At 41.1% G+C, this 25,735-nt stretch carries 25 protein-coding genes; 12 read left to right on the top strand and 13 right to left on the bottom strand.

Features of this window, described 5'->3' with window-relative positions; genetic code table 11:
- Window positions 1–51: 51 nt before the first annotated feature.
- The 3 genes from NKR21_RS04130 to NKR21_RS04120 all read right to left on the bottom strand — a co-directional run bounded on the left by NKR21_RS04130 (window position 52) and on the right by NKR21_RS04120 (window position 3,121).
- Complete coding sequence (locus NKR21_RS04130) at window positions 52–618, bottom strand: TetR/AcrR family transcriptional regulator (protein WP_119124577.1); 567 nt, start codon at window positions 616–618, stop codon at window positions 52–54.
- Between the two features lie 149 nt (window positions 619–767).
- Window positions 768–2,153, bottom strand: a complete 1,386-nt coding sequence (gene rlmD / locus NKR21_RS04125) for a 23S rRNA (uracil(1939)-C(5))-methyltransferase RlmD (RefSeq protein WP_144457427.1) — start codon at window positions 2,151–2,153, stop codon at window positions 768–770.
- Window positions 2,154–2,251: 98 nt separating this feature from the next.
- On the bottom strand, window positions 2,252–3,121 hold the full coding sequence (locus tag NKR21_RS04120) for a DNA-3-methyladenine glycosylase family protein (protein ID WP_144457425.1): 870 nt from the start codon (window positions 3,119–3,121) through the stop codon (window positions 2,252–2,254).
- 433 nt (window positions 3,122–3,554) lie between these two features.
- Here NKR21_RS04120 and NKR21_RS04115 point away from each other — a divergent pair, with 433 nt between their 5' ends.
- The 3 genes from NKR21_RS04115 to NKR21_RS04105 all read left to right on the top strand — a co-directional run bounded on the left by NKR21_RS04115 (window position 3,555) and on the right by NKR21_RS04105 (window position 5,684).
- Complete coding sequence (locus NKR21_RS04115) at window positions 3,555–4,067, top strand: stress protein (protein ID WP_144457423.1); 513 nt, start codon at window positions 3,555–3,557, stop codon at window positions 4,065–4,067.
- Between the two features lie 133 nt (window positions 4,068–4,200).
- Window positions 4,201–5,160, top strand: coding sequence for a magnesium/cobalt transporter CorA (gene corA, locus NKR21_RS04110; protein ID WP_119124574.1), 960 nt, complete (start codon window positions 4,201–4,203; stop codon window positions 5,158–5,160).
- Between the two features lie 32 nt (window positions 5,161–5,192).
- Window positions 5,193–5,684 (top strand): DUF2716 domain-containing protein, encoded by a 492-nt coding sequence (locus NKR21_RS04105; RefSeq protein WP_012009276.1) that lies wholly within the window; start codon window positions 5,193–5,195, stop codon window positions 5,682–5,684.
- A 35-nt stretch (window positions 5,685–5,719) separates the two neighbouring features.
- On the opposite strand, the gene pdaA is transcribed toward NKR21_RS04105, so the two are convergent.
- Window positions 5,720–6,511 carry a delta-lactam-biosynthetic de-N-acetylase gene (gene pdaA, locus NKR21_RS04100; RefSeq protein ID WP_012009275.1) on the bottom strand — a complete coding sequence of 264 codons (792 nt, stop codon included), beginning with the start codon at window positions 6,509–6,511 and terminating at the stop codon, window positions 5,720–5,722.
- 102 nt (window positions 6,512–6,613) lie between these two features.
- Window positions 6,614–6,805, bottom strand: coding sequence for an SE1561 family protein (locus NKR21_RS04095; RefSeq protein ID WP_012009274.1), 192 nt, complete (start codon window positions 6,803–6,805; stop codon window positions 6,614–6,616).
- 146 nt (window positions 6,806–6,951) lie between these two features.
- On the opposite strand from NKR21_RS04095, the gene yfkAB reads away from it, so the two are divergent.
- The 3 genes from yfkAB to NKR21_RS04080 all read left to right on the top strand — a co-directional run bounded on the left by yfkAB (window position 6,952) and on the right by NKR21_RS04080 (window position 9,867).
- Window positions 6,952–8,073, top strand: coding sequence for a radical SAM/CxCxxxxC motif protein YfkAB (gene yfkAB / locus NKR21_RS04090; RefSeq protein ID WP_012009273.1), 1,122 nt, complete (start codon window positions 6,952–6,954; stop codon window positions 8,071–8,073).
- Window positions 8,074–8,080: 7 nt separating this feature from the next.
- Complete coding sequence (locus tag NKR21_RS04085; RefSeq protein WP_012009272.1) at window positions 8,081–8,917, top strand: mechanosensitive ion channel family protein; 837 nt, start codon at window positions 8,081–8,083, stop codon at window positions 8,915–8,917.
- Between the two features lie 230 nt (window positions 8,918–9,147).
- The gene (locus tag NKR21_RS04080; RefSeq protein ID WP_012009270.1) at window positions 9,148–9,867 is read left to right on the top strand and encodes a YebC/PmpR family DNA-binding transcriptional regulator; all 720 of its coding nucleotides are present in this window, start codon (window positions 9,148–9,150) and stop codon (window positions 9,865–9,867) included.
- Between the two features lie 512 nt (window positions 9,868–10,379).
- On the opposite strand, the gene NKR21_RS04075 is transcribed toward NKR21_RS04080, so the two are convergent.
- From NKR21_RS04075 to NKR21_RS04065, 3 genes are all read right to left on the bottom strand, one after another.
- Window positions 10,380–11,162: a YfkD famly protein gene (locus NKR21_RS04075; RefSeq protein WP_012009269.1), complete on the bottom strand. Its 783-nt coding sequence runs from the start codon at window positions 11,160–11,162 to the stop codon at window positions 10,380–10,382.
- A 67-nt stretch (window positions 11,163–11,229) separates the two neighbouring features.
- The gene (gene cax, locus NKR21_RS04070; RefSeq protein WP_144457421.1) at window positions 11,230–12,297 is read right to left on the bottom strand and encodes a calcium/proton exchanger; all 1,068 of its coding nucleotides are present in this window, start codon (window positions 12,295–12,297) and stop codon (window positions 11,230–11,232) included.
- A 64-nt stretch (window positions 12,298–12,361) separates the two neighbouring features.
- Entirely contained in the window at window positions 12,362–12,739 is a 378-nt protein-coding gene (locus NKR21_RS04065) for an OsmC family protein (protein ID WP_144457419.1), read from the bottom strand.
- Between the two features lie 75 nt (window positions 12,740–12,814).
- Here NKR21_RS04065 and NKR21_RS04060 point away from each other — a divergent pair, with 75 nt between their 5' ends.
- A complete protein-coding gene (locus NKR21_RS04060; protein ID WP_144457417.1) occupies window positions 12,815–13,996 on the top strand; it encodes an MFS transporter in 1,182 nt (393 codons plus the stop codon).
- A 209-nt stretch (window positions 13,997–14,205) separates the two neighbouring features.
- Here the strand turns inward: NKR21_RS04060 and NKR21_RS04055 are convergent, their stop codons facing one another.
- The 3 genes from NKR21_RS04055 to NKR21_RS04045 are packed head-to-tail and all read right to left on the bottom strand — an operon-like array spanning window position 14,206 to window position 15,866.
- The gene (locus tag NKR21_RS04055) at window positions 14,206–15,024 is read right to left on the bottom strand and encodes a YihY/virulence factor BrkB family protein (RefSeq protein ID WP_012009265.1); all 819 of its coding nucleotides are present in this window, start codon (window positions 15,022–15,024) and stop codon (window positions 14,206–14,208) included.
- Window positions 15,025–15,042: 18 nt separating this feature from the next.
- The gene (locus NKR21_RS04050) at window positions 15,043–15,375 is read right to left on the bottom strand and encodes a YtxH domain-containing protein (protein ID WP_012009264.1); all 333 of its coding nucleotides are present in this window, start codon (window positions 15,373–15,375) and stop codon (window positions 15,043–15,045) included.
- Window positions 15,376–15,395: 20 nt separating this feature from the next.
- Complete coding sequence (locus NKR21_RS04045; protein WP_144457415.1) at window positions 15,396–15,866, bottom strand: low molecular weight protein-tyrosine-phosphatase; 471 nt, start codon at window positions 15,864–15,866, stop codon at window positions 15,396–15,398.
- Between the two features lie 174 nt (window positions 15,867–16,040).
- Between NKR21_RS04045 and NKR21_RS04040 the strand changes: the two genes are divergently transcribed.
- Window positions 16,041–17,396, top strand: coding sequence for an alanine/glycine:cation symporter family protein (locus tag NKR21_RS04040; protein WP_012009262.1), 1,356 nt, complete (start codon window positions 16,041–16,043; stop codon window positions 17,394–17,396).
- A gap of 77 nt (window positions 17,397–17,473) precedes the next feature.
- Window positions 17,474–17,689, top strand: a complete 216-nt coding sequence (locus NKR21_RS04035; RefSeq protein WP_003214000.1) for a DUF1128 domain-containing protein — start codon at window positions 17,474–17,476, stop codon at window positions 17,687–17,689.
- A 115-nt stretch (window positions 17,690–17,804) separates the two neighbouring features.
- Here the strand turns inward: NKR21_RS04035 and NKR21_RS04030 are convergent, their stop codons facing one another.
- Window positions 17,805–18,323, bottom strand: coding sequence for a type 1 glutamine amidotransferase domain-containing protein (locus tag NKR21_RS04030; RefSeq protein ID WP_012009261.1), 519 nt, complete (start codon window positions 18,321–18,323; stop codon window positions 17,805–17,807).
- A 254-nt stretch (window positions 18,324–18,577) separates the two neighbouring features.
- Here NKR21_RS04030 and NKR21_RS04025 point away from each other — a divergent pair, with 254 nt between their 5' ends.
- The 3 genes from NKR21_RS04025 (at window position 18,578) to NKR21_RS04015 (ending at window position 24,837) form a co-directional block, all read left to right on the top strand.
- Window positions 18,578–22,867 carry a multifunctional 2',3'-cyclic-nucleotide 2'-phosphodiesterase/3'-nucleotidase/5'-nucleotidase gene (locus tag NKR21_RS04025; RefSeq protein WP_144457413.1) on the top strand — a complete coding sequence of 1,430 codons (4,290 nt, stop codon included), beginning with the start codon at window positions 18,578–18,580 and terminating at the stop codon, window positions 22,865–22,867.
- A 299-nt stretch (window positions 22,868–23,166) separates the two neighbouring features.
- On the top strand, window positions 23,167–24,129 hold the full coding sequence (locus NKR21_RS04020; RefSeq protein WP_144457411.1) for a helix-turn-helix transcriptional regulator: 963 nt from the start codon (window positions 23,167–23,169) through the stop codon (window positions 24,127–24,129).
- Between the two features lie 75 nt (window positions 24,130–24,204).
- Entirely contained in the window at window positions 24,205–24,837 is a 633-nt protein-coding gene (locus tag NKR21_RS04015) for a type 1 glutamine amidotransferase family protein (RefSeq protein WP_144457409.1), read from the top strand.
- Window positions 24,838–24,998: 161 nt separating this feature from the next.
- Here NKR21_RS04015 and treR read toward each other — a convergent pair whose 3' ends face one another.
- Complete coding sequence (gene treR / locus NKR21_RS04010) at window positions 24,999–25,727, bottom strand: trehalose operon repressor (protein WP_088000730.1); 729 nt, start codon at window positions 25,725–25,727, stop codon at window positions 24,999–25,001.
- Between the last annotated feature and the right edge of the window lie 8 nt (window positions 25,728–25,735).

The following is a 25,735-nucleotide window of genomic DNA, read 5'->3' as shown; positions in this document are numbered from 1 at the left end:
TCTCCTTTTTAGTACTACTCAGTACTAATTTAGTGTAAAAAAAATGCTTCATTATCGAAGCAAGTTAAACATATGATCGGCTGTTTTCGTAATGACTGTTGCATCATTCAATGTTTCTGAAATAAATAATGCGCCTTCAAGATTGGTAATAAACAGTGATGCCACCTCATCAATATGAATCGTCTTTCGGAATTCTCCACTGTCTACCCCTTGTTTCAGTAATAGAGAAATCTTCTTTTGTAATCCTGTAAAGAACAGACCTATTTTTTCTTTTATTTGTGTGGCCTGTGTAGGACTTTGAATATATAGAGTAATAAATGGACAGCTCCCTTTATAGTCTCTCGAATGAACCCCTTGTGATAATTGCTTTAAAAATAGTTGGATACGTTCTTCAACTAAGAATTGGTTCTGAGATAGTACGTCATCAATGGCAGATTGATACATGTCAATCCAATAATCAACGACCCCTTCTAATAATTCCTCCTTGTTAGAAAAGTGATAATACACATTAGACTTTGACACTTTGCTTACACGTACTAATTCATCCATGCTAGTATAAGCAAATCCTTTTTCTAAAAATAAAGTTGCAGCTACTTCAAGCACACGTTTTTGATTCATTAATTTTACTTTTTTCATAATTAGAACTATATAGTACTAATTTAAATATAGCAAGTGTTTTTATTCATTTAGAAAAAAGTTTGATGAAAGAAATGTCCACAAAAAAAGGCTCGAAAATCTAATATTGATTTTCAAGCCTTGATTAAAGTCTATTTTTTCACAAGTGATACAACCGTCTCCACATGACTAGTATGCGGGAACATATCGACTGGCTGCATGTATTCGATTTTGTAGTCTTTTGAGATGTATTCTAGGTCTTTTGCTAGTGTTGATGGGTTGCAAGAGACGTAGACAAGACGTGTTGGTTTGACTTGTTTGACCGTGTCTAAGAAGGTGCGCTCGCAGCCTGTTCTTGGCGGGTCCACGACGATGACGTCAGGACGGAAGCCTTCTTTGACCCATTTTGGCAGCCAATGTTCCGCTGTTCCTGTCACATAGGTCGCGTTTTTCATGCCGTGTTTTTTAGCATTTTTCTTTGCATCATCTATCGATTCTTTGATGACATCCATTCCTCTTACTTCTTTGGCACCATCTGAAAGCCACATCCCAATCGTTCCAACGCCGCAATACGCATCGACAACTTTTTCTTTTCCAGTCAGTTTTGCCGCTTTTTTCGCTTCGTCGTAAAGCTTTAGCGTTTGCTTCGGATTCAATTGGAAGAAAGCACGTGCACTCAGTTCGAAGGAGACATCTCCTAAAAATTCTTGGATAACCATGTTGCCAGCCAGGTGAGATGTCTTATGACCAAAAATGACCGACGTTTTTTCACCATTGATGTTGTGCATAATGGACGTCACTTCTGGCAGACGTTTTTGAATGGCGTCGGCGATTTCTTTTTTCTTTGGAAATTCAGGTTTTGATGTGACTAGAACGACCTGTACTTCACCTGTTTCAAAGCCGACACGCACAACAATTGATCGTACGTCACCTTTTCTCGTCCGTTCATTGTAGACCGATACACCGAATTTCTCTAAAATTTTGCGGACAACACCCGTTGTTTTGTTCGTTTTTGGATGCTGCACGATACATTCCTTGATCGGTACAAGCTTATGAGAGTTCAGTCCGTATAGCCCCGCAATGATGTCACCGCTGTGAGAACGCCCTACTTGGAACTGACTTTTATTCCGGTAGTGCCACGGATCTTCCATACCAATCGTTGGCCTGATATCCAGCTTTTCAACTGATAGCTTCGTATGTCGTTCCATTGATTGAATGACAATATCTCGTTTTTCCCTTAGCTGCTGCTCGTACGCCAAATGCTGAAGCTGACAGCCGCCGCACTCTTCGTATACTGGGCATGGCGGTTTTACTCGATGCTCAGAGCGCTTTCTAACTTTCCTAACCGTACCTTCTGCATATTTTGCTTGGACATTCGTTGCTTCCACAACCACTTCTTCACCTGGAAGCGCACCTGGGACAAAGACCACTTGCTTTTTAAAATAACCGACCCCTTCCCCATTAATGCCAAGGCGTTTAATGGTAAGCGGGAACTGCTGTCCCTTTTGCAAAAGGGCACCTTGCTGATTTTCCTTCACTTCATTCTCTCCGTTCTATCTGAACCCTTGATAGGTTGTCTTCATTTTATTCCATCTCATTAGTATACCATGACTTGGACAAAGAGAGAAAATCCCTTTCATTTATCTGTTTCAATGCTTCTCCATAAATATAAAGATGCGTAGCTTAAATAAGGCGTCCAATCCTTGCTTAATGCTGCCATCTCTTCTTTTGTCGGCTTTTCAGGCAGGTCAAAATGCCGCTTGATGGCGTTTTGAATCCCGATATCTGCCATTGGAAAGAGATTTGGTCTTCCAAGTCCATTCATGAGCACATTTTGAACTGTCCAAGGTCCAATCCCTCTAATCGGAAGCAGGCGTTCTTCCACCTCTAGATCAGTTAAATCGTGTAATTCGTCTAAACAAAGAGAGCCGCTCACAATTCGCTTTGAGACATCGATGACATATTCCGCTTTCCGCTGACTAAATTGGAGCTTTCTCAATTCCTCTGTTTCAAGTGAGGCGATGGTTTCTGGTAAAGGATCGAACCAAACCCCATCTATTTGCTCGCCGTACGTATGAACAAACCGTTTCGTGAGTTCATACGCAAACGACAGATTGAGCTGCTGATGAATGATGCATTTCATCAAGCAATGATATAAGTGAAAATCTAGCATAAGCGGTGTCCCCTTATGTCGTTCAAAAACGGATGCTAGATTGGTTTCAGAAAAATGCTCCTGCACAGCGTCTAATTGATGCTCCATGCCAAAAATCCTTTTTACCTCACAGATGAGAGGTTCCTCAGGGCCGTTTCCTTGCACCCGAAACGTGGGCGCTTCTTTTGTTCCGGTGGCTTGAACGACGACAACGTATGGTGTTTGTTCTAATCTGATGGGTACTTTGATCTCTCTTTTATTTAAATCGACTGCTTTTAATGGATCACTTGATAAGCGACGTAGCACTTGATCAAAGTGATATGGCGGTTCAACGGTCAGTTCCTTTTTCCACATAGTTTCTTCTTCCTTTCTGCAAACACGCAGATGCGATTGTTTCACTTTGCATGAATGATTCTCTATATTGAATACTTTCTAACATAAAGAGTACAAGAATTTATCAGTTATATCTTCCTTATTTCCGGTCATTTTCCTTTTGGATGAAGGAACATTTTTAGTCGAATTCAGCTAAAATTCGACAGCACCCTTCAAGATTTTAGTCTCTTTTTCCTTAAATTAGAAATAGACCCTCTGGGTGATAGCTTCGATCGCGAAAACATTTGTATAATTATGACATATCAAGGAGGTGAACAATGGAATTAGCTGATTAGGCAATCATTTGTTTTATCTTGCAGGAACATATTTTACCTCATTGATCACCGGCTTCACTTAGTTTCACTTTTTACGAAAAAGAAGACCCAAACTTTTTTTAAAAAAGGAGATCTGACCAATGAAAAAAACCATTCTTTCTATTGCCCTTGCCACTGCTGTTTCTTCGACACTACCAGTATTCGCTGACGCTGCTGAGAAAAAAACGGCAGCACCCGTCTCTACTACACTACAGCAAACTGTATTAAACAAAGCAGCTGAAGGAAAAGCTGGAACGACCGCTAGTCCTAATGTTAACGTCAACTTCGATGTTCTTGGGATTGCCAATGCAATTGTGAACGCAGTAAACTCAAATGCAAACCGCCCTGGATTCGTTAAAGGTGTGATGGAAAGCACATTCTATGCTGCTGGTGGCAGATATAATGTTATGGTCTTTAACTTAAGCCAAAATTATGAAGACCGCTTTAACGGTGTGAAAACTTTTGCAACTGCTAATCTTGGGAATGTTGTTTATGGTATTTGGGTATTTGAAAGTGGTACCTTTAAAAACAACGGCCATGGCGGCTGGGATAACTGGGCGTTCAGAGGCTGGTTTGACCGTCAAGATAAATTTGTTACGTTCCATCGTCCTTAATTCTTGGTTTTATCCATCAATCATACACGCACATTGGACCGATCTCAGGGATGAGGTCGGCTTTTTTTATGGAGAACACGTATAAGTTCACCGGTGCTGCTTCATGATATAATGCAAGTCTGGAGGGGTGCACATGCTGAAGAAAATTGCAGTGACAAAAAACGGCGACTTGATTGAACATGCAACATTGCAGCAGCTTTCAAGCCCCGATATCGCCTGGTATTGGATTGATTTTCATGCGCCTACGGAAAAGGAAGCAGCACTTTTGAAGGAATACTTTCAGTTCCATCCGCTTGCGATTGAGGATTGTTTCCATTATTTACAGAGGCCGAAGCTTGATTTTTATGAAGGATATTTATTTTTCGTGCTTCACGCCCTGAATCAAAAAACGCTACGCTCTGAGGAAATCGATCTGTTTGTTGGGGACAATTATATCGTGACCTTTCATTTGAAGGAAGCGCCATACATTGATCGTGTCCTTCGAAAACTCAAAGAATCTGATAAAGCCAGAAACAGTGGGCCTGAGCATATCGCCTACATGTTGATTGATCAGCTTGTCGATGATTATTTCCCTATTATTTATCAAATAGAGGACAGACTGAATGAAATCGAGGATGAAGAGGGTCATAAAACATATGGAACACTGATGAACGAAGTATTCGGGATTCGATCCGATTTGCTCAAACTGCGAAGAACGATTATCCCAATGAGGGACCTTTTATATCGTATTGTCAATACGAATATGATGAGAAGTGATGCGAACCGGCAGGCATACTTTAATGATATTTATGATCACCTGTTGAAACTAACCGAGATTGTCGAGTCAAATCGTGATATGACAGCCGATTTACGAGACAGCTATCAGACGCTGAATTCTAACCGAATGAATGCGATCATGATGACATTGACCATTGTATCGACCATTTTTATTCCACTGACCTTTATTGTTGGAGTGTACGGAATGAACTTTGATAACATGCCTGAATTACACTGGAAGTATGGCTATTTTGGCGTACTGATTTTCATGGGTCTGCTCGTCTCGGGCATGCTTTTGTGGTTTAAGCATAAAGGATGGTTCCGCATATTCAAATAATGTGTAGAGAGAATGGCTGAGGAGGCGGTTAGATGAAAAACTGGATTCCATTGTCTCATCAAGAACGAAAGCTCGCATGGGAGACGCTCTATCGAGATTTCAAATTTCATCCGAGCATCTCTCGTTTTCCCTCATTTCGCGTACCTTCTCCTTTCATTACATATGATATTTCTGCTTATTTTGAGGACCCTTCTCTTCTACATGCAGATGAAGGCCTTGAAAAGAAAGCATTACTTGTTTTTCAGGAGCTTATCAGAACAGACGAGTATATGCTGGCACTTGATTGGCAGCACGAATGCTACTGGATCACACCATACGGATCATTTGAAAAAGATGAATTCGGAGAATGGACAGTACCTGTGCTTCCGAACGGAGATTATTATTTCTTTTTATCAAAAGAGATGCATTGGGGCTTGCTAGGACATCCTTGGGAGCAAAGCATCACGATATTCGGTGAGGGCTTGATTGACTCTTTCTCGCGTCATCATCCGATTTTGTTTCAACGTAAAATAAGGGAAGGATAAAGAAAAAGCTCGCAGGTGTTCTGCAAGCTTTTTTTCTATAGCTGAGGCAGATGCCATACTTTTTCAAGCATGAGATCGTCTAGGCTTTTAAAGGAATAACCTTGTTTTTTCAGTGCCGTGATGGCATCATCCAATGCCTCGGCATTGTCTCTTGAGACGGTATGAAGTAAGTAAATGGCACCTGGGTGCGCCTGCTTCATCATTTGATCGTAAGCATACTGTTTTCCTTTTTGATGATGAATATGCCAGTCCACAAATGCCACTGACCAGAAAACGGTTTGGTAGCCGAGCTCTTTTGTTTCTTTCAGCACTCTTTCACTGAATACACCGCGCGGCGGACGAAGATAGAGGTTGTCTTGTTTTCCAGTGATTTTGTACACGGCTTCATCGACACGCTGAAGCTCTTCTTTGATTTCTTTCGTACTCTTTGTTGTTAGATCTGGATGGTGATAAGAATGGTTGCCGATGATATGACCTTCCTCTGCCATACGTTTGACGAGCTCCGGCTGATCCTTTACAAAGTGTCCTGTCACAAAGAAGGTGCCTGGCACTTGATGTTTTTTCAGCACATCTAAGATTTTCGGCGTGTACCCATTTTCATAGCCGTTATCGAATGTAAAATAGATCTCTTTCTTTTTCGTGTTTCCTAAATAGAAGGCATCATACTTTTTTAAAAGGGCGTTCAGTTCTTTACCCGCATCTGCTGGCTGATGTTCTTTACTTTTCGCAAATCCCCAATGAACAGGCTGATTAGACACGGCTTCCGCTTCTGAGAGAGGCATGGATACAAAAAGCGCACATAAACAGATGAGCATGGTTTTTTTCATTTACGTCACTTCCCGGTTTTTCTTCTATTGTGCAGAATAAGACCGAGACTCATACACTGATTCACCTGCCAATTTAAAGAAAAAAAGCCCGCACCGCGCGAGCTATTCTTCCTTCCAATCATTTTTAAACCGTTCATATTTCGCTTCTAGGTCGTCAATCATCTGGATCAGTCTGTCTATATCCTCAACATCTGTTGATTCAGGATCTAATGAATCAATCACATTCATAAACATATCTAATCGGTTCTTTAAATAATCAACCTGCTGCTCTTTGCTGTCTGCTGCCTTGCCCATAGATACACTCCCTTTAGCATTTGTTTCTAGCTTATCTTTTTTTCCCTTGTAAATCAATGAAACCCCACTTGCGTATAACGGTGATGGGGCTTAAAATTAACTGTTGGCGGGTCCACGTTTGCCCGAATGAAAAGGAGATAGATACCATGAACCAAAAAACAGCACTTCGTCCGATTACACCTGCATATGACCCTTGGGAAGCCTATCTCGATGTGCAGGATTACGGAGAGATGAAGCTGACAAATATTGAATTTACAACAACAACGTTGTGTAACATGAGATGTGAGCATTGTGCGGTCGGCTATACTTTGCAGCCAAAAGACCCGAATGCACTGCCACTTGATTTACTGCTTCGCCGTTTAGATGAAGTTCCGCTCTTGCGTTCCATCAGTATTACAGGCGGAGAGCCAATGCTTTCTCTCAAATCTGTGCGGGAATATGTCGTCCCTTTACTAAAGTATGCCCACGAACGCGGCGTCCGTACACAGATCAATTCAAACTTAACACTTGATTTGGCGCGATATGAAGAAATCATTCCATACTTAGATGTCCTTCACATCTCACATAACTGGGGAACTGTCGAAGAGTTTGCAACGGTCGGTTTTGCGATGATGGATAGAAAACCAACCTTTGAGCAGCGCGAGAAATTATTTAACCGCATGATTGAAAATAGCCAGGCACTTGTTAAAGCAGGTGTGACCGTTTCTGCTGAAACCATGCTGAATAAACGCACGCTTCCATATATTGAACACATCCACCGGCAAATTGTGGAGGAAATGAAATGCCAGCGCCACGAAGTGCACCCGATGTATCCAAGTGATTTTGCCAGCGCCCTTGAATCATTGACGTTACCGCAAATGCGTGATGCGATTCATCAACTGCTTGACATTCGTGATCAAGATACATGGATGCTGTTTGGCACCTTGCCTTTTTATTCTTGCAGTACAGATGAAGAAGACCAGCGCCTCCTCAAACGATTGCGTCAGGAGAAACTTGTCACAGTACGAAATGACCCTGATGGACGCTCACGGCTGAATGTGAATATTTTTGATGGGAATATTATTGTGACAGACTTTGGTGATACACCGCCGCTAGGAAATATTGAGACCGATACATTGCAATCCGCTTATACTCGCTGGATGGACACAAAATTAGCAAAAGAGCTGAATTGTCATTGTCCAAGCGTACAATGCCTTGGTCCGAATGTTCTTGTGAAAAACAGCTATTATCAAGATGTTGATTTTACTTCTCGCACAGCCAGGGGGTAACCGATAAATGGACGATACTTTTCTGACAGTAGTCAAGAACAAATACATTGAAATTCTTCTTGTTGGACTCGTACTTTGGCTTGCCGTCTTTTTGATTAACAAAGCGCTTCAACTGTTCTTTAAACGAACGGAGTTTATAGAGGACAAGAAGAAAAAAACAATCGAAAGCTTGGTCAAATCAGTTTCGAAATACACCGCTTCGATTTGCTTTGTACTATATGTCATTTCTCTCTTCTTTCATGATTTCGGAAAAATTCTTGCAGGTGCTGGTGTGGCTGGGATCGTTATCGGTTTTGGCGCCCAGACGCTCATTCGCGATATTTTAGCAGGCATTTTTCTGATCTATGAACGTCAGATTCATAAAGGGGATTATGTGACAGTGAATAACCTCTTTAATGGAACGATTGAAGAAATTGGTCTCCGTTCTCTGCAAATTAGAGAATGGAGCGGCAAGCTGTTAACCATTTCTAACGGAGATATCCGGCAAATTCAAAACTATAACATGCACTACATGCGGATTACGGAGTCTGTATTAATTCGTGCGAATCAAAACCCAGACACAGCCTTTCAAGCACTCGAAACGGCCTGTGACAATTTAAATCAAATGCACCATGATTTTCTTAAAAAAGATGAATTCCAGCATGCGATTGAACCGTTTCAAGTCCATGGCATTATGGGTCTGAACAAGCTAAACCGCGGGATTGAGATCACAGTGAAAGGCATGGTCGAAGACGAAAAATACTTCGATGCTGCCCTCGCTGTCCGAAAAGAAATGATCAAACAACTTCATCAGCATGATGTCAAATTGCTTGAAGATCTCGTATATCCCCAGCCTGCAAAATAACCTCATTTATGATGGGGTTATTTTTTTATTAGGTGCGCCGAGTTGACTATGGCTCATGAAAAACATGAAACGCTTGAGCAGCTTGGGCACATCAGCTAAGAAATCTCTTCATTTCAGCCCTCTAACTTCTATCCTCTTGACTGGTTCATGTATAATAGAAAATAGAATGATTTCATGCAGCATGGGGACCCTCATACTGTGTATTTTCTAAGTGAAAGAGAGTGAATAAGATGGGTCGTAAGTGGAACAACATTAAAGAAAAGAAAGCATCAAAGGATGCCAGTACAAGTCGTATTTACGCAAAATTCGGGCGTGAAATCTATGTGGCTGCCAAACAAGGTGAGCCAAACCCAGAATCAAACCAAGCACTTCGTTTTGTCCTAGAACGTGCAAAAACATATAGTGTCCCAAAACACATTGTAGACCGTGCCATTGAAAAAGCAAAAGGTGGTGCGGAAGAGAATTTCGATGAGCTGCGCTACGAAGGATTTGGTCCAAACGGATCAATGGTCATCGTTGATGCCCTTACCAATAACGTGAACCGTACAGCATCAGATGTTCGTGCGGCATTCGGGAAAAACGGTGGAAACATGGGCGTAAGCGGCTCTGTTGCCTACATGTTTGACCAAACAGCTGTCATCGGTGTCGAAGGAAAAAGTGAAGAAGAAACGCTTGAGCTTTTAATGGAAGCAGACGTTGATGTACGTGACATCATGGAAGAAGATGAAACAGTGATTGTATACGCTGAACCAGATCAATTCCATCAAGTACAAGAAGCATTCAAACAAGCCGGCGTAGAAGAATTTACTGTCGCTGAAATCACAATGCTTCCTCAAAATGAAGTGACATTAGATGATGAATCTAAAGAACAATTCGAGAAACTAATCGATGTATTAGAAGAGCTTGAAGACGTGCAGCAGGTTTATCATAATGTGGATTTAGGGGAATAAAAGGGAATTTTGCCATAACATAAGTTTATTTAAATAAACTTATGTTATGGCTTTTTTATTTAAAACTCATCATTTCTTTTGAAAGCAAAACTTTATATTCAAATTAGGAAAAGCGTATCTCAATAGAGTAAAGTTAAATATTCTATTATTGTGTAAAATTTAACAAAAAAGGTTTGCTACTCCTTTGTCTAGTTGTATTATAGTGATGACGAGAAATAATACATAATTTAAGTTAGGTGGTTTTATTATTTTTAAAATATGGTGGAGACAATATTTTGGATTTATGATCATACCATTTATTACTATGGGGCTTATCTTTAACAACTTCTCTCACTTTACAAAAATTATCTATTTCCTTTTCCTTGCTTGGTTATTATTTAATGTGATTGACTTTTATAGAAGTGAGGTAAGAAACAAAAAGGACAAAAAGTCATAAAGGGAGTGCGCCTGACATCCATAACTTTACGACAAATGAAACCCCCTCTTCTATAGTGAAAGAGGGGGTTACTATGTTAATTCATCCCTTGAAACCCAAACGTCAGATGATCCTGAACAGGAATCCAAGCGCCGATTCCTTGCGAGGTCACGTTTTTTACGACGAGTTTGCGTTTATTTCCTTTGAGTACAAGGTACACTTCTCCGTATGTGACCTTCCCTTTTTCGTTAATGGCTGGTGCATAGGCATGAAGTGAGGCTGCTTTTTTCGGAGAGACATGGTATGACTGATCTCGTTTTGTTCCTGCGCCAATGACTGTGTCAAATGCGAGGGGCAGCTTTGTTTTTTGAATCGCTTTTTGCATCATCAATGTTTTCACATCTTCCGGGTTTGGCACCTTTGCTGTTAGCCCGCCGCTTACTTTCACTTGCTGCTTTTGTACGTATTTGCCAATGGCTGTTTTGTTGCCGCCTCTGTTATCAATGTGATTCGTATTCACTTTTTTGTATTCCCAGTTGGCCACCGTTTCGTTTGAATCGTAGCTCAGTGCCCATCTTCCAAGGAAAATGGTCGCACGGTAACCAACAGCTAATGGCGTCCCTGAAATACTGGATTCATTCAGCATTTTGATCAAATGAGTATTCTCAATCGGCACATCTGTTGTTTTAAACAATTCAGCTGTCAGCTCGCTCGGCTGGAGCAATGGCTGATCCTGTGACGCATTCGGATACGTATTCTCCTTAGAAATACTGGCGACAGACGATGGCACCTTAAATGGTTTCGCCGCCTCCGCTGGAAAGCTGTATAGAAAACTTAAGGATAAGAGAACAACAAACATGATGCGGGGCATCTTTTTCATATCATCACTCTTTCTCATTCATTTTTCCATAGTATTTTCCCCAAAGACGTCCCTTATCCACAAAAGATTACAAAAGGAAAAATCCAATCGCCATGATGAAATAGGCAGCAAGTAATGTGGCACCTTCAAACCAATTGGTATCTCCGTCATTTGATAAAATGACTGTGAGTAACACAGCCGATGCCATTGCAATGAGCTCTGGTAAAGAGAAAATGAGCGGCATCTGCGTATTGAAAAAAAGCGAACTGATGACAAGGATTGGTGCCACCATCATCGCAACCTGAAGTGTGGAACCAAAAGCGATTTCCACTGCGACATCCATTTTGTTTTTATACGCCATAATGACAGCTGAGGCATGTTCTGCCGCATTGCCGACGATGGCCACAATAATGACTCCGATAAACAGCTCACTCCAGCCAAATTGTTCTCCCACTGTATCAAATGTATGGACGAGGCGCTCTGAAATGTACGCAACGGCAATCGTTGCAAGCAGCAAAATCAAAGTGGCAAACTTACCAGACCATTCAGGAATTTCTTCTTCGGTCTCCGCCTCTCTGTCCATGCTCTCCTGCTTGGCAACATAGACACCTCGGTGACTCACCAGTTTGAAATAGAGTGCTGCAACATAAAGCAAAATCATCACAATGCTAATGCCAATGCTTAAAACAAATTGCTTCTCCTCAGCCATCTCCACCGAAAACACTTCTGGAATAACAAACGCCACAATAATGGCAAACATGAGCAAGCCCGAGTTGTGCCTTGCATCGTGGACATTGAACACTTGGCGCTTATATTTTAAACCACCAACGAAAAAAGACAGTCCCGCCACAAGCAGTAAATTTCCGATCACTGAGCCAGTTAATGATGCAAGGACGATGGCTGTCAGTCCTTGCTTTAATGCAAAAAACGATATGATTAACTCCACCGCATTCCCAAATGTGGCGTTTAAAAGCCCGCCAATTCTTGGACCAGCTATGATAGCTAGACTTTCTGTGGCTCTTCCCATAAAACTAGCAAGGCCAATAATTGCTATACAATACACAGCAAACATGACGACTTGCGGAAAATGAAGAAAACTGCCAATCACAGATAACGGCACACCAATTGCGACAATCACAAGAAACAAACGATTCATACAGCCATTCTCCTTTACATATGTCTGACTGTTATTCTTTCGTTAGTGCCGACTTCATATACATTTAGGTTTTCTCGTGTGAGAAGGTGATTTCAATACTTCCTTTCACGGACTGCACCATCGCACAATGCTTCAATGCAAGTGTAATGACTTTCTCTATTTGTTCATCAGATGTACGAACGCCTTCAAATAAAATATGTAAATGAATACGGGAGATTTTGTTTACAGCCCCTGCTCTTGTCGTTTCAGGTGTCAGCGTCAGCCCTTCATAAGGTATTCGCTTTTTTCGGCATACATGAATGAGCATCTCTCCAAAACAGCCCGCAATAGCCGAGGTGAACAATTGAGATGGTCTGTATCCCGTTTCTTCATTTCCTGATATATGCAGTTGCCTTTCATCTATTTCAGTGATCCACCGATCCGTTTCGTATCTCAGTTTCATTCCTTTTCCACCTTTCTATTGAAACCACTATGGTTCCATTGTACGATGAAAATATGAACTTGTAAGGAGCTTCTTATGTCGAGAATTCACTTTATGATTTTAATTTTACTTGTATCTGTATCTGGTTTTTCACAGGGAGCGTTACTGCCTGTCATTTCGATTATTTTTGAACATGCCGGTACTTCTCCTACGTTAAACGGACTGCATGCCACAGGCTTATATCTCGGCGTACTGCTAGCATCTCCATTTATGGAAGCGCCGCTTCGCCGGTTTGGGTTTAAGCCGTTAATTGTCATTGGAGGCGCCGCTGTCTTTTTAAGCTTGTTCAGTTTTGTGTTTTTAGAATCTTATGTTGTCTGGTTCTTCCTGCGGCTCATGATCGGGATTGGTGATCATATGCTCCATTTCTCTACACAGACGTGGGTGACCTATGCGTCGTCATCGAGAAACCGCGGGCGAAATATTTCATTGTATGGGTTATCTTTTGGACTTGGTTTTGCCGCTGGACCTTTTTTAACACCACTCATTGAAATCAACCCATCATTACCTTTCATTGTTTCTGGTGCTGTTAGCTTATGTATTTGGCTGCTTGTGTTTGTTTTGAAAAATACATATCCAGATACGGGCGAAGTGCAGACGTCGGAGCAGACAAATAGTTTGAAGCGCTTTAAGAAAGCCTTTCAATTTGGCTGGGTCGCCTTTATGATGCCATTTTGCTATGGCTTTTTAGAAACGACACTTAATAGCAACTTCCCTGTGTATGCACTCAGAAGCGGGGTGACAGTGGATGCAGTGGCGTTTATTTTACCTGCGTTTGCTATTGGGAGTATTGTCTTTCAGCTGCCTCTCGGGATGCTTAGCGACCGGTTTGGCAGGCGCCGCATCATTTTATGTGTCACTCTCGTTGGATCTTTCTTTTTCTTATTAGCAGGAATTTTCATTCAATCAGTTTTGGCTGTTGCAATTTGTTTCTTTATTGCCGGAATGGCTGTAGGCTCTACCTTCTCACTTGGCATCAGTTATATGACCGACTTATTGCCAAAGCATCTGCTTCCTGCTGGAAATTTGATGTGCGGAATGGCATTTAGTGCGGGAAGTATTCTCGGGCCTGTTCTCGGTGGAATCTTTGTGCAAACGTTTGAAGGTATGAATTTACTTTACCTTGTCAGTATCGTGATATTATTCGTGTTTTTCTGCGTTCGATTTGGGCGAACGGCGGCAGTTCTGGAAAACTCCAATGAAGCCATTTCTAAATAAAAACTCCCCTGCACCTATGCAGAGGAGTCTTTTTCATTTAGTGATATCCATTTTGCCCGTTCGCACTGCCGCTTGTTTTGTGCTTAGGCTGATGGCCTTTGTTTTGTTTCGTATTGCTTCCGCCTTTTTTCGATTGTTTGGACATATGTGATTTCCCCCATCCATTTAGTTTGAACTTAATCGTTCTTCTATAGGATGCCCGGATTTCTTTATAGTTTGCCTGGTGCAATTTTACGCTTATGTAAAAGCGCATTGAGTTCGCCGCCAAGGATAATCATGATGCCGGTTAAATAAAACCAGATCATTAAAATGATGATTCCCCCAATGCTTCCGTACATCGCACTGTAGTTGGCAAACTCGCCTACGTAAAATGAGAACAGCATGCTGACCAAAATCCAACCAATCGATGCAAAAATGGCACCTGGCAGAACAAATTTTAATTTCAGCCTCATGTTTGGAGCAAAATAGTATAAAGATGTAAAAACAATCAATAAAATCAGCGGGCTAATGATCCATCTCATCGCAGTCCATATAGTCAGAAAGGCATCTGACTGCCCAACTAATTTAGCGACAAATAAACCAAGTTCTTTGCCAAAGACAGGCAGCATTAAGGCAAAGATAATGGTCAAAACCATCGCGATCGTTAAAATGATCGATGTTAAACGTACGAGAATGAAGGAACGATTCTCCTCAACTTCGTAAGCATGGTTAAATGCTCTGACGACGGCATTAATACCGTTAGATGCAGACCAAAGGGCGGCAATAATCCCGAACGACAATAACCCACCGTTCCGATTATTTAGCGTCTGTTCGGCAATGGATTCAATCATCGAAAGCGCTCCTTCTGGCGCATAACCGGAAATGACACTCAGGACATCCTTGGACGTCAGTGGCAAATATCCAACGAGTGTCAGTACGAAGATGAGAAACGGAAATAATGAAAGCAAAAAGAAATAGGCAAGCTCAGCAGATTTTGCCGGTCCTTCATGTAGCAAAAAGCGTTCAATTAACGCTTTAATAAAACCCATACGCCTCATCTCCAATGATCAATCTGTCTGTTTCGATTGAAAGTGATCCTTTGTTTCTTCAATAATTTCTAATACCCTTGGGGTTGTTTCCTTTAACTGATTGACTTGTTCATTTAAAAATGACAAATCATCTGAGACTGTTCGCATCAGCTGCTTCGTTTCTTCCATCTTTTCTTTCATGCAAGTTGATATCCTACTTGGCTCTTGGCAGACCTCTTCCAGCTTTTGCTGGCAGGCATTCCATTTGTCTTTGAGTGCAATTCTTGTTGGTCGATGAAATAAAGTCAGCAATGCGCCGCAAGCTGCACCTAAGAGAGCTCCTCGGAGCACAATTTGATTTTTTTCTTCCATCTCGTCTGATCTCCTTTCAGTTAAAGGTCGTTCTCTTTCTTTACATACGTCAAAAAACGGTCAATTCCTGTTTCAATTAATTCATGGACTTCCTCAAAGTTCCCAGTGTAATAAGGATCTGGCACATCATCTCGATCGTCGTCTTCTACAAAATCAAGAAGACGGCCAATAAAGTGATGTTTCCCATAGCCGGCTATACTGCGAAGTGCCCCAACATTTTCAGCATCCATCGCAATGATATAGTCGTATGTTGTAATGTCTTCATCCATGATTTCTCTTGCGGCCATTCCTTCATAGCTGATGCCTTTTTCATCAAGCAGCTTTCGCGTTCCTTCATGCGGAGGACTGCCTTGATGCCATCCGCCAATACCTGCTGAATCAATCACAAAGTGCTCGCTAAGCCCCTCATCTTCTACTTTTTTTCTAAACATGGCCTCTGCCATCGGTGACCTGCAAATATTGCCAAGACACACGAATAACACATGAATCATCCTTCATTCTCCTCCTATCTTTTCCCTAAGAGTTCTTTTCGAAAACCTTTTCTCTATCATATCAACTCCCTTTTCTTTTGAAAACTTTGCAAGAAAAGCTCTCATCGCCATTGACAAAATACACAAAAACAGGAGAAACTTTAGGAGAATTACACAAACAAAGGGGGATATTAGATGGGAATAATTGAGCAGTTTGTCACAACGATGAACAATTTTTTGTGGGGGCCTCCCCTGTTGATTTTGATTGTTGGTACTGGAATATACCTCACCTTTCGCGTTCTCTTCATTCAAATTAGATTACTTCCTTATTCTTTAAAACTCGCTTTTTCAAAACAAGACAAAATGTCAGAAGGGGATATTTCCCATTTCCAAGCCTTAATGACGGCTCTTGCTGCAACTGTCGGTACAGGAAATATCGTAGGTGTCGCATCGGCTGTTATAGCGGGTGGTCCTGGTGCAGTATTCTGGATGTGGTTTGCCGCATTTTTCGGGATGGCCACCAAGTTTGCAGAAGCTGTTCTTGCTGTAAAATACAGGGTCAAAAACGAAAAAGGCGAAATGTCTGGCGGACCTATGTATTATTTAGAGCACGGGTTAAAACAGAAATGGCTAGGGGTGCTATTTGCTGTTTTCGGTGCCAGCGCTGCCTTTGGGATCGGCAATCTGGTACAGTCTAATTCCATTTCAGGCGTTATGAATTCTACTTTTCAAATTCCAACATGGGTTACAGGTATCATCATTACAGCTTTTACGGCTCTTGTGATTTTAGGCGGAATTAAAAGCATTGGCAGGGTCACTTCTATTTTTGTACCGGTCATGGCTTTATTTTACGTCATTTGCGGTCTGATCATTCTTGTTATGAATGCTGATCTTGTTCCAGGCGCAGTCGGGCTTATTTTCTCAGATGCCTTTACCGGTCAAGCCGTGGCAGGTGGTGCAATTGGGACTGTCATTCGCTGGGGTGTGGCACGAGGAGTATTTTCCAATGAAGCAGGTCTTGGGTCAGCACCAATCGCGGCTGCGGCTGCGAAAACGGATATGCCTGCCCGTCAAGCTCTCGTCTCTATGACGCAAGTGTTTATTGATACAATCATTGTTTGTTCTATCACTGGCATTACCATTGTGATGGCAGATATGTATTTAACAGTGAAGAGTGATGCACTGACCTCGTTATCCTTTGCTCACTTCCTTGGTCCAGTTGGCTCAACCATTGTGGCAATCGGGCTGCTCTTGTTTGCTTATTCCACCATCATTGGCTGGTCCTATTATGGCGAAAAATGCTTTACATATTTGGCGAAGGATTCGTACGTCATGTATTATCGTATCGTGTTTGTGATGGCTGTCTTTTTCGGTGCCGTGTTTAAAAATGACTTCGTCTGGGGTGTGGCAGATATGCTCAATGGACTGATGGCGATTCCAAACTTAATCGGGCTCATCGGTTTATCAGGGGTGGTCGTATTTGAATCCAAACGAATCATTGATAAGATTAAACAGGAGAAAAAGGAGAAGAATATCTCTGTGTCATCTTAATAGCCCTTTTATTCTTGTGCATTTCTGTTAAAATAGACATATTATTCGACACATATGCAGGAAAGGACGTGCCGCCCTTGTCAGAGCAAAAAGCGGCTGAAGTCAATCAGCTGATTGAAGACATTTCGCAAAAGTTAAATATGCTGAACATTGGAGTCATCAAAGCAGAGGACTTCAGTCCAGACAAGTACGAAGATATTGAATTTCTTCACCAAATGGTGATGAAAAAATCTTCATTCAGCCCAAGTGAAATGCAAGCCATCGCAAGCGAGCTAAAAAACTTAAGAAAATAATGGTGAAAAAGGAAACTGTTTCTATGATCTACACCCAGTTTTCTTACATCATGCACACAAAAAGCCAGCCCCCCTGAAAGGTGCTGGCTTTTTTATATCCTTTTACAACTGCGATTTATTTTTCAAGCAGTTTTAATGATTCACGGTTAAAGGCTGGAATGTCATCAGGTGTACGGCTTGTCACAAGCTGATCCTGACAAACGACGACTTCTTCGTCTTTAAATGTAGCGCCTGCGTTTTCCATATCAACTTTGATGGATGTATAGCCAGTCGCGCCTCTTCCTTCAAGCGTTTTTGCTGTAATGAGCAATTGCGGTCCGTGACAGATCGCAAATACTGGTTTTTTCTCATCCATAAATGCTTTAGTGAATTGGACGTAACGATCATCTGCACGCAGAATATCTGGTGAGAAACCGCCAGGAATGAGAAGTGCATCGAAGTCTTCAGGCTTCACGTTGTCAATAGACGCATCCACTCTTACTTCTGCCTCTCCTTGCTTCCCTTTCACTGTTTTACCTTTTTCATTTTCAATGACTGTGATCTCATGGCCTGCATCTTTAAAGGCTTTTGCAGGCTCGGTGAATTCAACATCCTCAAAGTAATCTGTTAATACAACTGCAATTTTCTTACCCATGTAGAAACCCTCCTGCTTGATTATCGTTTACACTACACACTATACCCCTGCATGTTGAAATCAAACATCCTATCCCTATCAGAAAGCCCATCATGATAAAAATAAGCATTTAGACTCATTCACATTCCCTTAACAAGGTAATTCGTATGATTTATGTTATCTTTACAATAAACTTCAAAAAATAACTACAAAAGTTAACGAAACATTTCTACAATAGGTATTGTGGTCAAAAAAATTAGAAAGGCGGAGATCAGGTGAAGAAGCAAGCACATAGGTCTAAACGAAGGAAAAACCTGTCTATTCTGCTCACTTCCATTATGATGATTAGTCTCATTCTCCCAGCAGTACCTATTCATGCAGAAACAGAAAGCGGCAAAGCCGTAAAGGTCAGCATATTAGCCACAACCGATGTTCATGCGAACATGATGAATTATGACTATTACAGCGACAAAGAAACAAATGAATTTGGTTTGGCAAAAACAGCCGAGCTAATTGACAAGCACCGATCACAAAACCCAAATACACTCCTTGTTGATAACGGAGATTTGATTCAAGGAACCCCTCTTGGAGAATACGTTTACAAACAAGAGAAAGACAGCATCATTAATCAAACAAAGGTTCACCCTATTATCCATACACTCAACAAACTTAAATACGATGCAGGAACACTTGGTAATCATGAATTTAACTACGGATTATCCTTCCTTGACGGTACCATTGCGGGCGCTAACTTCCCGATTGTCAATGCGAACGTCAAAAAGCTAAATGGAGAACACCGTTTTACACCTTATGTGATCCAAGATAAAACCTTTAAAGATGCAAACGGAACCTCACAAACTGTGAAAGTTGGTTACATAGGATTCGTTCCACCCCAAATTATGACGTGGGATAAGAAGCATTTAGATGGACAAGTCCAAGTGCAGGACATCGTCGAATCTGCCAATGAAACCATTCCTGAAATGAAAGAGAAAGGCGCAGATGTCATTGTCGCTCTTGCTCATACAGGAATTGAAAAAACCGCTTCACCTAAAGGATCAGAAAATATGATCTTTGATCTTGCCACGAAAACAAAAGGTATCGATGCCATTGTATCAGGCCACCAGCATGGCACATTCCCAAGTGCTGAATATAACGGCGTCGACAAATTCAATGTCTCAAAAGGAACCATCAACGGCATCCCAGTCGTCATGTCAAAAAACTGGGGCAGCTACCTCGGGGTCATTGATTTAACACTAGAGCCTGACGGCAGCAACTGGAAGGTCACAGACGGAACAGGCAAGATCGAATCTGTTGCCGGAGTATCATCTCAAAACAGCACCGTAAAAGATGCCATTCAAACAACGCATCAAAACACACTTGATTACGTGAGAAAGCCTGTTGGAAAAACAGAAGCAGACATTAACAGCTTTTTCGCTCAAGTGATGGATGACCCTTCGATTCAAATTGTGACAGATGCCCAAAAATGGTATGCACAAGAAAAAATGAAGGACACATCGTATCAAAATTTACCGATTTTATCTGCAGGTGCTCCGTTTAAAGCCGGCGGCCGAAACGGTGTAAACTATTATACAAATATCGCAAAAGGAGATTTAGCGATTAAGAACATCGGCGATCTCTACCTTTACGATAACACTGTGCAGATTGTGAAACTGAAAGGCAGTGAAGTGAAAGACTGGTTAGAAATGTCTGCTGGCCAGTTTAATCAGATCAAACCGAACGATGCAAAAGAACAACCGATTTTAAACGAGGAATACCGCTCGTATAACTTTGATGTAATTGATGGCGTGACATATCAAGTCGATGTGACGCAGCCGGCTAAATACAGCACAACAGGCACACTTGTCAACGCCAATGCCAACCGCATCAAAAACTTGTCTTACAACGGGAAACCCGTCTCTGACAATCAAGAATTTTTAGTCGTAACAAATAACTATCGTGCTTCTGGCGGCGGAGGCTTCCCTCATCTGACGCAAGATAAAGTAGTGCTAGCCTCAGCAGATGAGAACCGCCAAGTACTGATGGATTATATAATCGAACAAAAAACGATCAACCCAAGTGCAGATCAAAACTGGTCGATTGCACCGGTCAAAGGCGCAACCGTCACTTTTGAATCTTCTCTTTTAGCCAAACCGTTTGCTGAGAAATCAAGCAGCGTAGACTTTATTCGTAACGCAAGCACAGATGGTCTTGGTGTGTACAAGCTAGCCTTTAAAGACGATGGCACAACAGAACCGCCTGCATCAGACAACTGGAATTTAACAGTGATGCATACGAATGATACACACGCACATCTTGATGATGCGGCAAGACGCGCAACAAAGATTAAAGAAGTCCGTGCTGAAAATAAGAACAATATTCTATTAGACGCTGGAGATGTCTTCTCTGGTGACCTGTACTTCACAAAGTGGCAAGGACTTGCTGATCTGAAATTGATGAACTTAATGAAATATGATGCCATGACGTTTGGTAATCATGAATTTGACAAAGGTCCTTCTGTACTCCGTCAATTCCTGACAGGTGATGCATCAGATGTCGATCCGAAAAACCGTCATCAATTTGAAAAGCCTCGATTCCCAGTCGTGTCATCAAACGTGGATGTCTCGAAGGAAAAACAATTGAGTGACTTAGTGAAAAAACCAGCCTCATTTAAAGCTGGTGAGAAAAAAGAAGCCGGAATTTACCCTTACATCCTTCTCGATGTAAACGGTGAAAAGGTGGCTGTATTCGGCTTAACGACTGAAGACACAGCCATTACATCCAGCAGCGGTCCTAACATTCAATTTAAAGATGCGTACAAAAAAGCAAAAGAAACTGTCAACACCATTCAAACAGAAGAAAAAATCAATAAAATCATAGCGTTAACTCACATTGGCTACAACCGTGACCTTGAGCTCGCTCAAAAAGTCGATGGAATTGATTTAATCATTGGCGGTCACACGCACACCCTTGTTGAAAAATTAAAGGTCATCAATAAAAAAGAACCTACGATTGTCGCTCAGGTGAAAGACTACGGTCAATTTTTAGGAAAAGTAGATGTGGCCTTTGACAAAAAAGGTGTCGTCCAGCCAAAAGAATCCTCTTTTGACCTGATCCCGATCGATGACTCTGTCAAAGAAGATGCGGAGGCAAAAGCGATTCTTGATGGGTACAAAGCAGATATTCAAGATTTAAAGACAGAAAAAGTCGGACATACAGATGTCCTTTTAGACGGTCAACGTGAGCACGTCCGTGCGAAGGAAACGAATCTTGGGAACTTTATTGCCGACGGCATGCTGCAGAAAGCGCAAGAATCTGCTGGAGCTGACCTTGCCATCACAAACGGCGGCGGTATTCGTGGAAGCATCGAAAAAGGTGATATCACTTTAGGTGATATTTTAACGGTGATGCCTTTCGGAAATACACTTTATGTCGCAGATTTAAAAGGCAGTCAAATTAAGAAAGCACTCGAACAAGGGCTGTCAGGCATTGAGGAAGGCGGAGGCGCATTCCCTCATGTTGCTGGGATTGAATATACGTTTACGCTCAGTAAACCAGCTGGCAGCAGACTAATTGATGTGAAACTGAAAGACCAAAAAGGTCAACTGACAGACATTGATGATGAGAAAACATACCGCGTAGCCACAAACGCATTTGTCGGTACAGGCGGCGACGGCTACAGCGTCTTTACAGAAGCTTCTCACGGAGAAGACTTAGGGTATGTTGACTATGAAATCTTCAAAGAGCAAATCGAAAAAGCAGACGGACAGATTTCGCCTGTCATCGATCACAGGGTGAAAGAAGTGTTCCTTCCTCGTGCGAAAGGAAAAGGCGCTTATGACATTCAAGATGATGAGAAATTCCAAACGTATGTGCAGCATACAAACAAAGCATTACTCTATTTAGACAAAGCAAGCAAAGCGAAAAACGTTCAATTGTCTCTATCAAAAGCGCAAGTAGCCGAGCTGAAGAAAAGAGAGCAAGATCCAAACGTCACCATCTATCATGACAAAGTGGGACTCGCATTGCCGCTCTCCAATTTATCCGAGAAAAACGCAGATATATGGATGACAAAGACGGATAAAGTGAAAAACGCATTAACGGATACGTATGACTTCCAAATCAAACAAGACAAGAAAAAGGTTTCAACCTTTAAAGACCCGGTCACACTATCCTTTACACTAGACGAGCCTCAAAAGGCAAAAAAACCTAGTGTGTATTATGTGGATCGCAAGAAAAATCGTTACACCAAAACAAGTAATGGATCTTTTGAAAACGGAGTCGTTTCAGGTCAAACTGATCACTTCAGCGAATACACGGTCCTTAACCAAAGCGGGGCTGCTGGCACAACCCCAGATCAAACTGGTGGAGACGGCGGAACAACAGCACCAGGCGGAGGCACAGGTACAGATCCAAACCAAGATGGAACCGGCCTCCCAGGCGGCACACTACCGAATACAGCCACAATGATGTATACAGCTGTACTAATCGGTGTGCTCATGCTCGGAGCTGGCGGTATCCTTTATTACTACCAGCGCAAGCGCACAAGAAACAATGTATCATCCTAAAGGAAGAGGACAGAGCCTAAGCTCTGTCCTCTTTTCATGGAATAGTTGGAATCCCAAGAAGAATAGCTGTTGTGGTAACACCTTTTGCGACTGAAATTGTACAGCGACCAGCAAAAGTTACTGGTAGACATTGTTGCAAAGATACTATACTAAAGAGATGTGGGCGTAACTAGTTATTCCTTTGAACCTATATCAAGCCAAGTGGCTGAATCAATAAATGAATTACATGATATGATAAATAGATTAAGTTGTATAACGAAAAATAGAGTTTATTGAAATTTCATATGAGGTGGAATTATATGCCTAAAATTGACAATATGTTAGCAATTCTATGGATGCTCCGTTCAGGTGAAAAAATTACGGCAAAACAAATTTCAGAAAAGTTAGAAATGAATGTAAGGACTGTGTATCGTTATATTGATACACTTTCAACAAGTGGCGTACCTATAATGTCAGAACCGGGACATAACGGTGGATACACGTTATTGAACAATTTTATTGAGGCTCCTCTTTTTTTTGATTTTGAGGAGCAAACTTCACTATTTCATGCTGCTGTATTTGCAGAAGAAGCCGGATATTATGGAGGTGAAGCACTTAATCGGGCCATTTCAAAACTAAGTAAATACTCAAATCAAGAGCAGGAAACAAAGATAAATCAACATTTAACTAGTCTTGAAGTAATAAATCGGTTAAGTCCACTCTCTTTGAAACCTTTTTTGAAGGAGTTAGAGCAAGCTGTAGCTGACGGGTTTTCAGCAAAAATTCTTTACCATAAAAGTGGCGTAAAGCAATTAAATGATAGATTGGTCGATCCGTACAGAATTACCTATTGGAATAATAAGTGGTATGTGATTGGATTTTGTCATCTTAGGAATGATATCCGCAGTTTTAGAGTAGACCGAATCGAAAGTCTAACGCTAACCGAAAATAAGTTTAACCGGCCAGAAAATTTTTCAGCACGTGACTTTTTTATAAAAAATCTCCTCCCAACTATAGAAGATAAGGAAGAAGTTATTTCTTTGGTTATTCATGGGGATCAAAGTGTATTGGCTGATATTTGCCAACATTGGTTTTTAGGACATTATTTACAAGAACGAACTTCAAATCAAGCAGTTTTTCTTCTTGAAAAAGATATGTTACATACATATGTACCTTATTTACTTTTACCGTACAATAAATCTATTAAAGTGATTGAGCCAATAAGTCTTAAGAAAAAACTTATTGAAGTTCTGACTGAATTAATAAAATTTTATCAAGAATGATAAACTTCCCTGACGTTAACTGTCAGGGAAGTTTTATTATAATAGCTATATCAATTGTGATTGGAGTGCTATTGGATGCAAACAAAAAAAGCTTTTCTATATGTATTTCATACAATGTCGGACTGGGAATATGGATATTTAATTGCTGAACTAAACTCAGGAAGATATTTCAAAAAAGATTTAGCACCTTTAAAAGTAATTACAGTAGGAGCTAATAAAGAAATGATTACTACTATGGGAGGACTAAACATAAAACCAGATATTTCTCTTAATGAATGTACTCTTGAGTGTAAAGATCTTTTAATTTTACCAGGAGGAACGACTTGGAATGAAGAAATGCATCAACCGGTCTTGAAAAATATTGACCAAGCTTTAAAGATTGGCACTATTGTTGCTGCAATTTGTGGTGCAACTGATGCCCTTGCGAACATGGGATACTTGGATACTAGAAAGCATACAAGTAATAATTTAGAATATACCAAAATGGTATGCCCTAACTATAAAGGAGAAAAGTTCTATGAGTTGGGACCTGCGGTTTCTGATGCAAATTTAGTCACTGCATCGGGAATAGCTCCTCTGGAATTTGCAATGGAAGTACTGAGAAAGATAGATGTATTTACACCAGATGCATTACATTCATGGTATAACCTAAATAAAACTCATAAACCTGAATACTTCTTACAGTTAATGAATTCAATAAATGAATAAATGAAGTAGCTAAAAAGCTCAATTACTCTATTTTGATTTGTAGAGAAGTTGAGCTTTTTCATTTGGCATTTCTTTGTCGTTGTAAATCCACATTTTCCTGACGCTACTTCATTAATAATCATCAATCTATTTTATTCTGATAGCTTGACTTTCAAGAAGTTCTAAGAATTTTCCTTTTTTTCTCTTCTTGCAAAATCAACGAATCTGAAGCGGTCTAATCGGTGACGGCTTTCAGTGTATTGAAATAAACTTGTATCCTCTAAGAACACGTAATTCTTCACGACGACAACATGGTCAAACCCGTTCAAATCAAGATACTTGGCGTCCTCTTCTGTACATGGCTCTACCACAAATTCCTTTTGGGCATAGCTGATTGATACACCAAGCTCTCCTTCAATATACTCGTAGATGGACCCTTCGCATATGTCTTTTGACAAGACGGACACATGCTTTTGCAAAAAGTAATCCTTGTCTAAAATCACTTCTTCTCCGCTAATATTACGAGACCGAATGACTTCCCAGACATCCTCCTGCCCACTTATTTTCAGCTGAGACTGAATATACTGATCCGGTTTGATTAAACCAAATTCGTGAACCGTCGTAACAGTCTTCCGGCCAAGCGTTTGAGAAAGTTCTTTAAAGCTGACAAGACCCGAGACTGGAAATTGCATTTTCTCTCGATTCAGTAAGACAGAGCCTTTCCCGCGGATTTTTTGGATATAGCCATTTTGCACAAGGATATTTAATGCCTTTCTTACCGTCTCACGGGATGTGTCATACATCAAGGACAGCTCATGCTCTGATGGCAGAATGCCTTTATCCTGCCATTCACCTTGTTCAATTCGTTTTGCGAGCTGATCATAAATCACTCGAAACTTATTCTCTTTCATTTTCCCTC

It is taken from the genome of Bacillus sp. 1735sda2 (genome assembly GCF_024159245.1).
Lineage (GTDB): Bacteria > Bacillota > Bacilli > Bacillales > Bacillaceae > Bacillus > Bacillus pumilus_O.
This window is presented reverse-complemented; position numbering and strand designations above follow the sequence as displayed.

Coding starts and splice junctions, on each gene's coding strand:
- NKR21_RS04130 (WP_119124577.1), bottom strand. CDS start 618: ATGAATCAAAAACGTGTGCTTGAAGTAGCTGCAACTTTATTTTTAGAA.
- NKR21_RS04120 (WP_144457425.1), bottom strand. CDS start 3,121: ATGTGGAAAAAGGAACTGACCGTTGAACCGCCATATCACTTTGATCAA.
- NKR21_RS04115 (WP_144457423.1), top strand. CDS start 3,555: ATGAAAAAAACCATTCTTTCTATTGCCCTTGCCACTGCTGTTTCTTCG.
- corA (WP_119124574.1), top strand. CDS start 4,201: ATGCTGAAGAAAATTGCAGTGACAAAAAACGGCGACTTGATTGAACAT.
- NKR21_RS04105 (WP_012009276.1), top strand. CDS start 5,193: ATGAAAAACTGGATTCCATTGTCTCATCAAGAACGAAAGCTCGCATGG.
- pdaA (WP_012009275.1), bottom strand. CDS start 6,511: ATGAAAAAAACCATGCTCATCTGTTTATGTGCGCTTTTTGTATCCATG.
- NKR21_RS04095 (WP_012009274.1), bottom strand. CDS start 6,805: ATGGGCAAGGCAGCAGACAGCAAAGAGCAGCAGGTTGATTATTTAAAG.
- yfkAB (WP_012009273.1), top strand. CDS start 6,952: ATGAACCAAAAAACAGCACTTCGTCCGATTACACCTGCATATGACCCT.
- NKR21_RS04085 (WP_012009272.1), top strand. CDS start 8,081: ATGGACGATACTTTTCTGACAGTAGTCAAGAACAAATACATTGAAATT.
- NKR21_RS04080 (WP_012009270.1), top strand. CDS start 9,148: ATGGGTCGTAAGTGGAACAACATTAAAGAAAAGAAAGCATCAAAGGAT.
- NKR21_RS04075 (WP_012009269.1), bottom strand. CDS start 11,162: ATGAAAAAGATGCCCCGCATCATGTTTGTTGTTCTCTTATCCTTAAGT.
- cax (WP_144457421.1), bottom strand. CDS start 12,297: ATGAATCGTTTGTTTCTTGTGATTGTCGCAATTGGTGTGCCGTTATCT.
- NKR21_RS04065 (WP_144457419.1), bottom strand. CDS start 12,739: ATGAAACTGAGATACGAAACGGATCGGTGGATCACTGAAATAGATGAA.
- NKR21_RS04060 (WP_144457417.1), top strand. CDS start 12,815: ATGTCGAGAATTCACTTTATGATTTTAATTTTACTTGTATCTGTATCT.
- NKR21_RS04055 (WP_012009265.1), bottom strand. CDS start 15,024: ATGGGTTTTATTAAAGCGTTAATTGAACGCTTTTTGCTACATGAAGGA.
- NKR21_RS04050 (WP_012009264.1), bottom strand. CDS start 15,375: ATGGAAGAAAAAAATCAAATTGTGCTCCGAGGAGCTCTCTTAGGTGCA.
- NKR21_RS04045 (WP_144457415.1), bottom strand. CDS start 15,866: ATGATTCATGTGTTATTCGTGTGTCTTGGCAATATTTGCAGGTCACCG.
- NKR21_RS04040 (WP_012009262.1), top strand. CDS start 16,041: ATGGGAATAATTGAGCAGTTTGTCACAACGATGAACAATTTTTTGTGG.
- NKR21_RS04030 (WP_012009261.1), bottom strand. CDS start 18,323: ATGGGTAAGAAAATTGCAGTTGTATTAACAGATTACTTTGAGGATGTT.
- NKR21_RS04020 (WP_144457411.1), top strand. CDS start 23,167: ATGCCTAAAATTGACAATATGTTAGCAATTCTATGGATGCTCCGTTCA.
- NKR21_RS04015 (WP_144457409.1), top strand. CDS start 24,205: ATGCAAACAAAAAAAGCTTTTCTATATGTATTTCATACAATGTCGGAC.
- treR (WP_088000730.1), bottom strand. CDS start 25,727: ATGAAAGAGAATAAGTTTCGAGTGATTTATGATCAGCTCGCAAAACGA.